At 68.0% G+C, this 12,685-nt stretch carries 10 protein-coding genes; 1 reads left to right on the forward strand and 9 read right to left on the reverse strand.

Annotation, left to right across the window (positions count from 1 at the left end; translation table 11 throughout):
* Positions 1-447: 447 nt before the first annotated feature.
* The 6 genes from rodA (VG566_RS16310) to VG566_RS16335 all read right to left on the reverse strand — a co-directional run bounded on the left by rodA (VG566_RS16310) (position 448) and on the right by VG566_RS16335 (position 7,721).
* Positions 448-1,542 carry a rod shape-determining protein RodA gene (rodA, locus tag VG566_RS16310; RefSeq protein WP_241884191.1) on the reverse strand — a complete coding sequence of 365 codons (1,095 nt, stop codon included), beginning with the start codon at positions 1,540-1,542 and terminating at the stop codon, positions 448-450.
* Positions 1,543-1,665: 123 nt separating this feature from the next.
* Positions 1,666-2,778 (reverse strand): rod shape-determining protein RodA, encoded by a 1,113-nt coding sequence (rodA, locus tag VG566_RS16315; protein WP_014648447.1) that lies wholly within the window; start codon positions 2,776-2,778, stop codon positions 1,666-1,668.
* Entirely contained in the window at positions 2,775-4,850 is a 2,076-nt protein-coding gene (gene mrdA, locus VG566_RS16320) for a penicillin-binding protein 2 (protein WP_164110165.1), read from the reverse strand. Before mrdA ends, rodA (VG566_RS16315) begins: the two co-directional genes overlap by 4 nt.
* A 3-nt stretch (positions 4,851-4,853) precedes the next feature.
* A complete protein-coding gene (gene mreD, locus VG566_RS16325; RefSeq protein WP_005419400.1) occupies positions 4,854-5,339 on the reverse strand; it encodes a rod shape-determining protein MreD in 486 nt (161 codons plus the stop codon).
* The gene (gene mreC, locus VG566_RS16330) at positions 5,336-6,553 is read right to left on the reverse strand and encodes a rod shape-determining protein MreC (RefSeq protein ID WP_241884190.1); all 1,218 of its coding nucleotides are present in this window, start codon (positions 6,551-6,553) and stop codon (positions 5,336-5,338) included. The genes mreD and mreC overlap by 4 nt, the downstream gene beginning before the upstream one ends.
* Before the next feature lie 121 nt (positions 6,554-6,674).
* Positions 6,675-7,721, reverse strand: a complete 1,047-nt coding sequence (locus VG566_RS16335; protein WP_005419402.1) for a rod shape-determining protein — start codon at positions 7,719-7,721, stop codon at positions 6,675-6,677.
* A gap of 283 nt (positions 7,722-8,004) precedes the next feature.
* Here VG566_RS16335 and VG566_RS16340 point away from each other — a divergent pair, with 283 nt between their 5' ends.
* Positions 8,005-8,943, forward strand: a complete 939-nt coding sequence (locus tag VG566_RS16340) for a carbohydrate kinase family protein (RefSeq protein WP_005411078.1) — start codon at positions 8,005-8,007, stop codon at positions 8,941-8,943.
* Positions 8,944-9,130: 187 nt separating this feature from the next.
* Here VG566_RS16340 and VG566_RS16345 read toward each other — a convergent pair whose 3' ends face one another.
* From VG566_RS16345 to VG566_RS16355, 3 genes are all read right to left on the reverse strand, one after another.
* The gene (locus tag VG566_RS16345; protein ID WP_049406055.1) at positions 9,131-9,751 is read right to left on the reverse strand and encodes an HAD family hydrolase; all 621 of its coding nucleotides are present in this window, start codon (positions 9,749-9,751) and stop codon (positions 9,131-9,133) included.
* Positions 9,751-10,482: a hypothetical protein gene (locus tag VG566_RS16350; RefSeq protein ID WP_008265071.1), complete on the reverse strand. Its 732-nt coding sequence runs from the start codon at positions 10,480-10,482 to the stop codon at positions 9,751-9,753. Before VG566_RS16350 ends, VG566_RS16345 begins: the two co-directional genes overlap by 1 nt.
* 127 nt (positions 10,483-10,609) lie before the next feature.
* Positions 10,610-12,538 (reverse strand): M1 family metallopeptidase, encoded by a 1,929-nt coding sequence (locus tag VG566_RS16355; RefSeq protein ID WP_241884189.1) that lies wholly within the window; start codon positions 12,536-12,538, stop codon positions 10,610-10,612.
* Positions 12,539-12,685: the final 147 nt, after the last annotated feature.

Genomic DNA, 12,685 nt, shown 5'->3' on the forward strand with positions numbered 1-12,685 from the left:
GGGGTACGCGGGGGACGCCGTGAATCCGTCCCTGGAGGCTTGGCAGCCGCATCCATGCGGCTGACACCCCCGCGTACCCAACCCGACCGGCCTCTGACAGATTTTGGCGGTCTGCCACTCACGGAGAAGAAAGAGAAAATCAAAAGCGGGTCGCGGCGCTGCGCTTGCTTGTGAGCCGAGCATGGCTCGGCTCCACGCAAGGCAATGAAGCGACCCGCCAGGCCGCTTTTGCTTTTGATCTTCTCTTTCTTCTCCGTGGGTAGACGCGCACGGAACCTGTCCGTGGCCGGGTAGATGGGCTGCGCAGGGGCGTGAGCCGCATGGATGCGGCGACCGAGCTTACATGGACGTACTTGCAGCGGCCCCTGCGCAGCCCATCTACCTGGCCTCACCCGTTAACTGCTTTTCGCGACCACCCACGAGGGGCTGCGCCGTTGGCTGGAAACCCTATCCCCCGTGCACGGGCCGGTGCCCGCGCACCGCCATCACCAGCCCGATACCCGCCAGCAGCGACACCGCCGAGGTACCGCCATAGCTGATCAACGGCATCGGAATGCCCACCACCGGCAGCAGGCCGGAAATCATCCCGCCGTTCACCAGTACGTACACGAAGAACGCCAAGCCCAGGCTGCCGGCCAGCAACCGTGCGTGCGTGTCGCGGGCGTGCACCGCGATCCACAGGCAGCGGCCGACCACGAACAGGTACAGCGCAAACACGGTGGCCACGCCGATCCAGCCGAACTCTTCGGCCAGCACCGAGAACGCGAAGTCCGTGGTGTACTCAGGCAGGAAGTCCAGCGTGGCCTGCGTGCCCTGCCCCCAGCCGCGCCCGTCCCAGCCACCGGAGCCGATCGCGATGCGTGACTGCAGGATGTTCCAGCCGGTGCCCAGGGGGTCGGCCGCCGGGTCGAGGAAGGTCAACACACGATCCTTCTGGTACTGACGCAGCAGACCGAACCACGCCAGCGGCGCGGCCACTGCCAGCCCCGCCGCGCCGGTCGCCACCCAGCCCCAGTGCAGGCCCGCCAGCAACAACGCGAACACGCCGCTGGCGGTGACCAGCGTGGCGGTGCCGAGGTTGGGCTGCATCAGGATCAACACCGCCGGCGCGCCGATCAGCACCGCGGCGGTCAGTACCGTGCGCGGCGACGGCGGCAGCGGTTGCCGGTGCAGGTACCAGGCCATCATCAACGGCAGGCTGAGCTTGAGCAGCTCCGACGGTTGCAGGTAGAACACGCCGAGGTTGAGCCAGCGCTGCCCATATTTGCCGGTGCCGATCACATACACCGCCATCAGCGGCAGCATCGACAGCGCGTACAACGCTGGTGTCCACGCGCGCAGGCGCAGCAGCGAAACACGTGACAGCAGCCACATCGCCAGCAGTCCACCCGCAAAGCGCGCCGCCTGCCCGGCCACCGGCCCGGACACACTGTGCAGCACCGCCAGGCCCGCGCCCATCAGGATCAGCAATGCGACCAGCAACGGCAGATCGATCGTGCGCACTGCCTCACGGCAGCCGCCAAACAGTCGTTTCCATTCCACGCACAGCACGCTAGCAACGGGCGCTTGCGTGAAGCTGTCAGGGTGCTTCTGATCTCCGTAGCCGGGCTGTGGGGTCAGATCCCTTTTCCCTGTGGAAAAAGGGATCTGACCCCGACGCCGTACTCAGCCGTAGCCGCCGTGCACCGGGTTGTGACTGCGCACCGCCATCACCAATCCGAAGCCGGCCAGCAGTGACACCGCCGAGGTGCCGCCGTAGCTGATCAGCGGCATCGGCACGCCCACCACCGGCAGCAGGCCGGAAATCATCCCGCCGTTCACCAGCACATAGACGAAGAACGCCAGGCCGGTGGCGCCGGCCAGCAGGCGCGAATACGAATCGCGCGACTGGCTGGCGATCCACAGGCAGCGCCCGATCACCACCAGGTACAGCGCCAGCACGGTGGCCACGCCGATCCAGCCGAACTCCTCGCTCAGCACCGAGAACGCGAAGTCGGTGGTCTGTTCGGGAATGAAGTTCAGGTGCGACTGCGAGCCCTCGCCCCAGCCCTTGCCATCGAAGCCGCCGGAACCGATCGCGATCTTCGACTGGATGATGTTCCACCCGGCCCCCAGCGCATCCATCTCCGGGTCCAGGAACATCATGATGCGGTCCTTCTGGTACGGCCGCAGCAACCAGAACCAGGCCACCGGCGCGACCGCGGCCACGCCACCCACACCCAGGCCAACCCACCACCACGGCAGGCCGGCCAACAACAGCACGAACACGCCACTGGCGGCGATCAGCACACCAGTACCGAAGTCCGGCTGCAGCATCACCAGGCCAGTGGGCACGCCGATGATGACCAGGGCCACGAGCACGGTGTTGAAGCGCGGCGGCAGCGGCATCTTGTGCAGGTACCAGGCCACCATCATCGGCAGGCTGACCTTCAGCAGCTCGGCCGGCTGCAGGTAGAAGAACTTCAGGTCCAGCCACTGCCGGCCGTACTTGCCGGTGCCCAGCACGAACACCGCCAGCAACGGGATCATCGAGATCGCGTAGATCATCGGCGTAGCCGAGCGGATGCGCAGGATCGGCACCCGCGAGATGCCCCACAGCGCGGCCATGCCCACGGCGAAGCGCGCGCCCTGGGCCATCACCAGGCTGTCGCCACCGGCGCTCTTCAGGGTGGCCAGGCCGATCACCATCAGCGTCCCCAGGGCCAGGCACAGCACCCAGTCAAGCGTGCTGAAGAAGCGGCGCAGCATGTCGCCGGCCCAGCGCAGGAACACTCTCATCGTACGGGCTCCGCGACGGTCGGGCGTGGCGTGGCGGGCAACACGGCGGCGGCCGGCGTACCCGGCTGCGGTGCGGGTACAGGTTCCGGCGCCGGCACGCCGACCAGCACCGGATGTTCACCCAGCTGCGCCGCGGCGAGGTCGCCAGCCTGGCGCGCGCCGGCATCTTCGTTGTCGAACGCGGTGGCGCCGATGGCGGTGGTGCCGCGCTCGCTGTCCAGCGGCTGCATGCCCTCGGGCATCTTGCCCAGCAGGTAGGCATCGAACACCTTGCGGGCGATCGGCGCAGCCGCCGAACCACCATAGCCACCGCCTTCCACTGCCACCGCGATCGCGATCACCGGGTTTTCGACCGGCGCGAAGCCGACGAACAGCGCGCGGTGGCGCAGGTGCATCGGCAGGCTCTTCGGGTTCACCGCTGCGGTGCCCTTGCGGCTGATGACCTGCGCGGTACCGGTCTTGCCGGCCATCACGTACGGCGCACCGACCGCCACGCGCCAGCCGCTGCCGCCCGGCCGCATGGTCGCCATCATGCCCTCGCGCACCGCCTGCACGTTGTTGGGGTTGGGGCTGACCGGCTTGCTCTCGCCGGGCGGCGTCGCGGTCCAGTCGCTGTCGAAGCCGTCGCGCTGCTGGATCACCAGGTGCGGGGTGCGCAGCTGCCCGTCGGCCAGCGCGCTGACGCCGCGCGCCAACTGCAGCGGGGTGACCTTCCAGTCGCCCTGGCCGATGCTGATGTTGACCGTATCGCCGGGGTACCAGGCTTCCTTGCGGGTCTTCCGCTTGTAGGCCGGCGACGGCAGGATGCCGCCGATTTCGCCGGTGAGGTCGATACCGGTCGGCTGGCCGAAGCCGTAGTACTCCATGTAATGGTCGAAGCGCTCGATGCCCAGGTCCAGCGCCAGCTTGTAGTAGTAGGTGTTGACCGATTCGGCGATGGACTTGCGCAGGTCGGTCCAGCCATGGCCGCCACGGTGGGCGTCACCCCAGCCGCGCGAGGTGCCCGGCAGATAGAACATGCCGGTGGACAGCACCTTGTCTTCCGGGCGTCGAACGCCCGAATCCAGGCCGGCCAGGCCGATCAGCGGCTTCAACGTGGAACCGGGGGCGACGCCACCGAGCACCAGGCGGTTGAACTGCGGCCGCGACGGGTTTTCGTTCAGCGCCTTGAAGTCGGCATGCGAGATGCCGTTGACGAACAGGTTGGGGTCGTAGGACGGCAGGCTGACCATCGCCAGCACTTCGCCGGTGCGCGGGTCCATCGCCACCGCCGAGCCTTCCTGGTCGCCGAAGGCGGCCACCATGGCGCGCTGCAGGTCGGCGTCGATCGACAGCCGCAGGTCGGCGCCGGACTGCGCGGCGACGCGGCCGATGGTGCGGATCGCGCGCCCCTGCACGTTGGTCTCGACCTGCTCGTAGCCGACCTTGCCGCGCAGCTGCTGCTCGTAGTAACGCTCCAGGCCGGACTTGCCGATGTGGGTCAGCGCGGCATTGCCTTCGCCGAGGATCTCCAGATCCTTGTCATCAACGCGGCCGACGTAGCCGATGATGTGCGCGAACAGATCGCCGTAGGGGTAGCGGCGGGTCAGGTAGGGCTCCAGCTCGACGCCGGGGAAGCGCCAGCGGTCGACCGCGAAGCGCGCCATCTCCTCGTCGCTCATGCGCAGCTTCAGCGTGACCGGCAGGAACTTGCGGCGCGCCTTGCGCGACTTGTTGAACGCTTCCAGCTCTTCTGGGCTGATGTTGATGATCTTCGCCAGCCCTTCCAGGGTGGCGTCCATGTCCTTGACCTTGTCCGGGGTCACGTCCAGGCGGAACGCCGGCACGTTCTCGGCCAGCAGGCGGCCATTGCGGTCGTAGATCATGCCGCGCCCGGGCACCACCGGCCGCGGCTTGATGCGGTTGGCTTCCGAGCGCGTGGCATAGACGTCGTGGTCCAGCACCTGCAGCTTGAAGTACCAGCCGCCCAGGCCCAGCAGGCAGACCAGCACGCCCAGGAAGCCCAGCGCCGCGCGGCGGCGGAACTGTTCGGCTTCGGCGTGCGGGTTCTTGACCTGGCGGCGCGGGATCATGGCTCAGCGCCCGCGCTTGCCGAAGCGCACCGCGTCCAGCAGCACGAACACCAGCGGCCACAGGCCCATGCCCAGCAGCGGTGCCCACCAGTACGACCACGGCAGGGTCGGCTCATCCACCACGATGTGGACCAGCGCGCTGACGATGCGGTCGTTGAACAGCAGGCCGCCGATGGCCAGCATCTGCTGGGACATCGGGAAGAAGCGGATGCGGGCGCGGAAGCGCTGCAGGATGAAGGCCAGCATCACCAGCCGCAGCGCCTGTTCGCCCAGCACGCCGCCGTACAGCAGGTCGGCAACCACGCCGCTGGCGAAGGCGATGCCCAGGCCGACGCGTTCGGGGGCTTCGATGACCCAGTACGCCAGCACCAGCGCCAGCCAGTACGGGCGCAGCGGCTGCAGCAGCGCCGGCAACGGCAGCAGGCCCAGCAGCAGCGCCACCACCAGGCTGGCCGGCAGCACCCACGGGTTGTCGCGCAGGCGGCTCATCGCTGGGCCTCCGGCGTGGTCGGTTGCCGGCCAGCGGCCGGCACTACCGTGGACCCGCCTGGGGTGGAGCCCCCCTCTTGTTGAGGGGGGCGCGCCAACGGCGCGGGGGTAAGGGAGGATGCGCGGGCCGGTTGCGCCGAAGGTGCAGTCGGCTGAGGGGCGCGCGCCGAAGGCGCGGGGGTAAGGGAGGATGCGGGGGCAACAGTCCTCGTTTGCGACGAGGGCTGTTGCCGGCCAGCGGCCGGCACTACCGGGGAGCTGGCCGGAGCCGGCGTCGTTGCCGCTGGCGCGGCTCCCGCAGGCACGCTGGCGCCGGTGGCCGGCCCCCCCGGGGCGGTTTCTTCCAGCTGCAGGCGCAGTCCCGGCGGAATGCGGATCGCCGCCCCCGGGCGCAGCAGCAGCACGTCGCGGCCGCGGTCGAGCTGGGCCGCCGGCTTCAGTTCGCCGACCAGGAAGGCATGGGTGTCGTCCGGGCGCAGGCCGGTGATGGTGCCGACCGGGAAGCCGGCCGGGAAACGCCCGCCGAGGCCGGAGGTAACGATCTCATCGCCCACTTCCACGCCCGCGCTGAGCGGAATGTCGCGCAGCTCCAGCGTATCGCCGCGGCCGTAGACGATCAGGCGCACGCCGTTGCGGGCCACGGTAACGGGCACCGCGTGGTCGGGGTCGGTCAGCAGCAGCACGGTGGAAGTGCCGCCGGTGACACTGATCACCTGCCCCATCAAGCCGCCGGCATCGATCACCGCCTGGCCGACGTGCACGCCTTCGCGGGTGCCGGCGTCGAGCACCAAGCGCTGCTTCACCGGGTCCAGGTCGATGTCCAGGATCGGCGCCAGCTGCACGTCCAGGCCGCTGCGCTCGGCCACGTTCAGCAGTTCGCGCAGCTGGGCATTGTCCAGCGCGGCGGTCTGCAGGCGGGTCAGGCGCGCGTTGGCCAGCAGCAGCTGGTTGCGCAGCTCGCGATTCTCGGTCACCAGCTGGGTATGGCTGGCGGCGGAATCCTTGACCTGGTTGCCGAGCTTGCCGGGCAGGCCGGCCAGCGCCCACACCGGCTGCACCAGGCTGTTGGCCTGCTCGCGCAGGCGCGCCAGCCAGCCGGCCTGGTCGTCGAGCACGATCAGGGTGATGGCCAATGCGAGATAGGCCAGCAACCGCAAGGGGCTGGCGGCATCACCGGATCGGGAGGCAACGGGAGGACCGGCGTAGGGCGGCACGGCAACGATTCAACTGGCAGAAGGCGAAAGGGAAACACGCGGGCGCCCCGCCGGTGCCGGCCCGCCATCACGGCGGGCCGCACCCCGGAAGGGCGCGGCGGGCAGGAACGGCCGGGACGGCTTATTCCGGCGCAAAGAACTCGTTGCCGTGCATGTCCACCAGCTCCAGCGCACGGCCGCCACCGCGGGCCACGCAGGTCAGCGGATCGTCGGCCACCTGCACGTGCAGGCCGGTTTCCTCGGAGATCAGGCGGTCCAGGTCGCGCAGCAGGGCGCCACCACCGGTCAGCACGATGCCGCGCTCAGCGACGTCGGCGCACAGTTCCGGCGGGGTCTGCTCCAGCGCCAGCTTGACCGCGCTGACGATGCCCGACAGCGGCTCGTGCAGGGCCTCGAGCACCTCGTTGGAGCTGATCTTGATCATCTTCGGCACGCCCTCGGCGAGGTTGCGGCCGGAGATTTCCATCTCGATCACTTCCGCCTGCGGGTAGGCGCAGCCCAGCTCGACCTTGATGCGCTCGGCGGTGGCTTCACCGATCAGCATGCCGTGGTTGCGGCGCACGTAGTTGGTGATCGACTCGTCGAAGCGGTCGCCGCCGATGCGGACCGAGGCCGAATAGACGATGCCGTTGAGCGAGATCACCGCCACTTCGGTGGTGCCGCCGCCGATGTCGATGACCATCGAGCCACGGGCCTCGGTGACCGGCATGCCGGCGCCGATCGCGGCCGCCATCGGTTCTTCGATTAGGAACACGTCACGGGCACCGGCTTCCTCGGCCGATTCCTTGATCGCGCGGCGCTCGACCTGGGTCGAGCCGGCCGGCACGCAGACCAGCACGCGCGGGCTCGGGCGCAGCACGCGCGATTTGTGCACCTTCTTGATGAAGTGCTTGAGCATCGCCTCGGTGTAGGTGAAGTCGGCGATGACGCCGTCCTTCATCGGGCGGATGGTGGTGATGTGACCCGGGGTACGGCCCAGCATCTGCTTGGCTTCGGCGCCCACGGCTGCCACCGAGCGGGTGCCACCGATGGCACGGTCCTGGCGCACGGCCACGACCGACGGCTCGTTCAGCACGATCCCCTGCCCGCGCACGTAGATGAGGGTGTTGGCCGTGCCCAGGTCGATGGACAGGTCGTTGGAGAACATGCCACGGAGTTTCTTGAACATCTGAGGAAGGAGTCCTGAGGGGTGTCGTGCCCGCCGCGGGATGGCGAAAAAATGGGCAGAAATCGAGGCCGACAAGCCTAGCAACCCGCCTGCCGCCGAGCAAGGAAAAAACTAGCTGAACCCGCGTCTTCACAGGCTTTCGGCCTGATCGGGCATCACCCGGTTCTGGCCCTGAGCGGCACCAGCGGGTAACCTTTGCGCCGTCGGGCGCCCAAGGGCGCCGTTTGCTTGCCCGCTGAACCGGGCTGGCCCACCCCAAAATTCACCGCATAGGCTTACATCGATGTCCGCTCTGATCTGTGGTTCTCTTGCCTTCGACACCATCATGGTGTTTCCGGACCAGTTCAAGAATCACATCCTGCCGGACAAGGTGCACATCCTGAACGTGTCCTTCCTGGTGCCGCGCATGCGCCGCGAGTTCGGCGGCTGCGCCGGCAACATCGCCTACAACCTGCACCTGCTGGGCGGCCAGCCGATCCCGATGGGCACCGTGGGTTCGGACTTCGGCCCGTACCGCGAGTATTTCGAAGGCCTGGGCATCGACCTGTCGCGCGTGCGCGTGATCGATGAGCTGTTCACCCCGCAGGCGTTCATCACCACCGACCACGACAACAACCAGATCACCGCCTTCCACCCGGGCGCGATGATGCGTTCCTACGAGAACCATGTGCGCGGCGTGCCGGGCGTGACCCTGGGCCTGGTCGGCCCGGACGGCCGCGAAGGCATGATCCAGAACGCGCAGGAATTCCACGAGGACGGCATCCCGTTCATCTTCGACCCGGGCCAGGCCATGCCGCTGTTCAACGGCCCGGAACTGCGCGCCTTCATCGACCAGGCCGACTACGTGGTGGTCAACGACTACGAGTCGAACCTGCTGCAGGAGCGCACCGGGTGGGACGAAAAGGAGATCGTCAGCCGGGTCAAGGCCTACATCACCACCCGCGGCCCGAAGGGCGCGGTCATCCACACCCCGGAAAAGAGCTACGACATCCCGCCGGCGCACGAGCGCCGCGTGGTCGACCCGACCGGCTGTGGCGACGCCTTCCGCGCCGGCCTGATCTACGGCATCCAGAAGGGCTACGACTGGCTGACCATCGGCCGCATGGGCAACCTGATGGGCGCACTGAAGGTCGAGCACCCGGGCACGCAGAACCAGCGCTTCACCTTCGACGAGTTCAACGAGCAGTTCAAGCAGCAGTTCGGTTACGCGCTGGGCGCGTAAGCCGCACTGCCCGCGCATCGCTCGGTGGGTGTCGACCTGGGTCGACACTGCCGGCCGACGGCCGGCACTACCGGAACTTCCGACCGACACGTTGCCTGCTCTCTGTAGAGCCGAGCCCATGCTCGGCTTGCGCGCGCCTGCGCGATCTGACCGCAGAGCAGCCGAGCGTGGGCTCGGCTCTACACGGTCATGCGGCCTGCCAGGCCGCCAACAGCGCGCGGCAATCGGCGAAATGCCAGTCGGCACGGCCGGGCCACGGGTTTTCCGGCAGGTTGACCAGCACGGTATGGGCGCCCGCGGCGCGGCCGCACTCCAGGTCGTAGGCGTGGTCGCCGACCATCACCGCCTCCCTCGCTGCAATGCCCCAGCGCCGCAGGTGCTGCTGCAGGCCATCCGGCGAGGGCTTGGGCACCGCTTCATCACGGCCGACGATGTCGGCATCATCGAACAGTTCCCCGACCCCGATCGCGTCCAGCGTCAGCTTCGCCAGTGCATGATCGTTGCGGGTCAGGATGCCCAGCCGGCAACCGTCGGCTGCCAGCGCACGCAGCAGCGTCACCGCACCCGGCGCCGGCAGCGCCTCCTCGGCCAGCACACGTTCGTGATCCAGCAGCCACTCACGCTTGGCCTGCGCCGGCGCATCCGGCAACGCTGCGATATGGTCCAGGATGTCCTCCTCGGCCGCGATCTGCAGCGCACGGCGGATCGCGGCGAAATCATGCACGGCGACGGTCAGCGTGCCATCCATGTCGAAGACCCAGTGCCGGATCGCGGACAACGCGTGCACTGCGCTGCCCGTCGCGATCATCACTGCCACCACTGCGGCATGCGACTGGCGTCGACACCGCCGGTCTCGAACACGGCCGTACGCGTGCCGCCAGCCTTGACCGGGAACTCGATGCTGATCGACTTGCCCTTGCGCGCCAGCTTCCACAACGCCTTCTGGTCGGTGATGAACAGGGCGATGGCTTCATCGGTCTTCGGGCGCCAGGCCGCCATCGACACCGGCTTGCCATCGTCCACGGTCACCTTCACCGTGCACTGCGGGCAGCGGAAATCGCCGGCCTGCAGCACCAGGTAAGCGTGCCGCTTCCACTCCGGGTGATCGCGGAACACCAGCTGCACCGGCTTGGCGCCGCTGCCATCCACGTCCACCCGTTCCTTGCTGTAGATCTGCGCCGAAACCTGGTTGCCCTTGTTGCCCACCGGGATCTGGTTGTACTGCCACAGCGCCTGCATGCGGCGCAGGTCGCGCGCGGCATCGCCCTTGGCCTTGACCTCGTCGAAGCCCGCGGCGATGCGCTCGGCGGCGGCGGTGTCCTTGTACTGGTCCAGCAGCGAGGCGCCATGCAGGCGCGCGCGTTCCCAGTCCTGCGCGGCCACGGCCATGTCGTACTGCTTGGCCACGTCCTCGGCCTTGGCTTCCTTCTGCGCCTGCACGGCGGCCGCGGCGGCTTCCTGCGCCTTGCGCTCTTCCTCGGGGTTGCTGCAGGCGGCCAGGGCCAGGGTGCAGGCGGTGAGCAGGATCAGTCGTTTCATGGCGGAGGTCCTATGCGAGTGCATCCCGATTCTATCGGCAGCGAAAAGCGGATACAGCAACGGCGGGTTTCCCCGCCGTAGCTGGTGAAGCAGTGACCGGTTGCCGGCCAGCGGCCGGCACCACCGGTTACTTGGCTTCAGCCTTGGCCAGCATGTCCTGGACCGAGGCCGTGGTGATCGGGTGGTAGCCCGGCTTGGCCTTTTCAAAGGCCTGCTTGGCCAGCTCCAGCCCCTTCGGGGTCTTCACCAGTTCGGCGTAGATCGGCAGGATCAGCTTGCGACGGCCGACGCGCTCGATGAACGCGGCAGCACCTTCATTGGCCTGCTCGTAGCCGCTGCGGATCGCCAGCGGGTACCAGCGCATGGCGATCTCGCCATTCGGGGTGCCGGTGAAGTGGAACGCCTTGTCCAGCGTGGCCAGCTTGTCCAGCGGCTGGGTCGCACCCAGGCCGTCGATGAAGCGCACCCATTCCTGCGTGCTCCAGTCGGCGATGACCTGGCTGCTCGGCACGGTGCCGGCGCTGGCGAAGGCAATGCGCGCGGTATCGACGCTGCTGAAGTTGCGCGACTGCGCCTTGGCCGCGAACGCCGGAATGCCCGGCTCGTCCAGCCACGCCTTCAGTTCGGCCTCGGTCACTGCCGAGGGATTCTTCGGCAGCAGGTTCTTCTTCATGTACGCGACGAACTGGTCGGTGTTCGCGCTCTGGAAGGCATGGTCATCGAACCAGCCGCGCAGGAACGGATCGAAGGTCTCGCGGCCGAAGCGCTGCTCCAGGAATTCCAGGAACCACGAACCCTTGACGTAGGCGACCTGGCTGAGGGCTTCGTCGGGGTCACGCTCGTTCAGCGGCGGCAGCGCCAGCGCCTGGTCGGCCGGGCTCATGTCCTTCACTTCGGCCAGCAGGTCGGTCTGGTCGATCTGCTTCTCCATCTCGGCCATCTCCTTGCCGTACAGGGCTTCGGTGATGCGGCCCTGGACGTAGGTGGTGAAGCCTTCATTGAGCCAGATGTCCTTCCAGCTGGCGTTGGTCACCAGGTTGCCCGACCAGCTGTGCGCCAGTTCATGGGCGACCAGCGAGACCAGCGACTTGTCACCGACGATCACGGTCGGGGTGGCGAAGGTCAGGCGCGGATTCTCCATGCCGCCGAACGGGAACGACGGCGGCAGCACCAGCATGTCGTAGCGGCCCCAGCGGTATTCGCCGTAGAGCTTCTCGGCGGCACCGATCATCTTCTCGGTGTCTTCGAATTCCTTGGCGGCCTTGTTGACCATGGTCGGCTCGGCCCAGACGCCGGAGCGGCCGGAGATCGGCTCGAACACCAGGTCGCCGGCGGCGATGGCCAGCAGGTAGGACGGAATCGGCTGCGGCATCTTGAAGGTGTAGTCACCGTCACGCGCGGCCTTCGGATCGTTGTCGGCGCTCATCAGCACCATCACGTCCGGGCGCGAGACCACGTGCGCGCTGTAGGTGAAACGCACGCTCGGGGTGTCCTGCAGCGGCACCCAGGAGCGGGCGTGGATGGCCTGCGACTGGCTGAACATGAAGGGCAGCTTCTTGCCTTCGGTCATCGACGGCGCCAGCCACTGCAGGCCCGAGGCGGTCGGTGCGGTGTGGTAGGTCACTTCCACCTTGGCCGGCTGTTCCGGGGTCTCGATGGTCAGCTTGCTGCCGAACACCTTGTCGACCGGGGCCAGCGCGAACTGCAGCGGGCTGCGCGCGCCATCGGCGGCGACGGCCTCGACCTTGGACACGGTCAGCTCGCGGGTGTCGAGCACCAGCTGCCTGGCGTCCTTCTGCTTCCATTCCAGGGTGTAGGTGGCGGTGCCGCCGATCTGCTTCTGGTCGAAGTCCAGCTTCAGATCCAGCGCGATGTCCTTGATGGCGACCTTGTCCGGCTCGGCATACGAGCTTTCGTCGTGGCTGCGGTTCTCGGCGTTCACGGGGGCGGCGGGGGCCTTTGCGGCAGTCGGGGCGGCGGCGGGCGCGGCCGCCTCCTGGGAGCAGCCGGCGGCCAGGGCCACGGCCAGCGGAAGGAGCATCAGCGGATTACGCATGAATCGGGACCGTTACGGGGATCAAACCCCAATGGTACCTCCCTCCGGCCGCGCAGGCGTTGCGCGGTGCGGGGTAATGCAGGCCGGGGCCGTTCCTGCGCCTCCGGCGCATGCCAACCAAGGTTGGCATCTACAGGTAGGTGCCAA

This window comes from Stenotrophomonas sp. CASM114 (genome assembly GCF_049384325.1).
Lineage (GTDB): Bacteria > Pseudomonadota > Gammaproteobacteria > Xanthomonadales > Xanthomonadaceae > Stenotrophomonas > Stenotrophomonas muris.

What these genes read in the sequence shown, in the direction of transcription:
- VG566_RS16350 (WP_008265071.1), bottom strand. Translation starts at nt 10,482, where the DNA reads ATGAAACGACTGATCCTGCTCACCGCCTGCACCCTGGCCCTGGCCGCC.
- mreD (WP_005419400.1), bottom strand. Translation starts at nt 5,339, where the DNA reads ATGAGCCGCCTGCGCGACAACCCGTGGGTGCTGCCGGCCAGCCTGGTG.
- VG566_RS16355 (WP_241884189.1), bottom strand. Translation starts at nt 12,538, where the DNA reads ATGCGTAATCCGCTGATGCTCCTTCCGCTGGCCGTGGCCCTGGCCGCC.
- VG566_RS16335 (WP_005419402.1), bottom strand. Translation starts at nt 7,721, where the DNA reads ATGTTCAAGAAACTCCGTGGCATGTTCTCCAACGACCTGTCCATCGAC.
- rodA (WP_014648447.1), bottom strand. Translation starts at nt 2,778, where the DNA reads ATGAGAGTGTTCCTGCGCTGGGCCGGCGACATGCTGCGCCGCTTCTTC.
- mrdA (WP_164110165.1), bottom strand. Translation starts at nt 4,850, where the DNA reads ATGATCCCGCGCCGCCAGGTCAAGAACCCGCACGCCGAAGCCGAACAG.
- VG566_RS16340 (WP_005411078.1), top strand. Translation starts at nt 8,005, where the DNA reads ATGTCCGCTCTGATCTGTGGTTCTCTTGCCTTCGACACCATCATGGTG.
- VG566_RS16345 (WP_049406055.1), bottom strand. Translation starts at nt 9,751, where the DNA reads ATGATCGCGACGGGCAGCGCAGTGCACGCGTTGTCCGCGATCCGGCAC.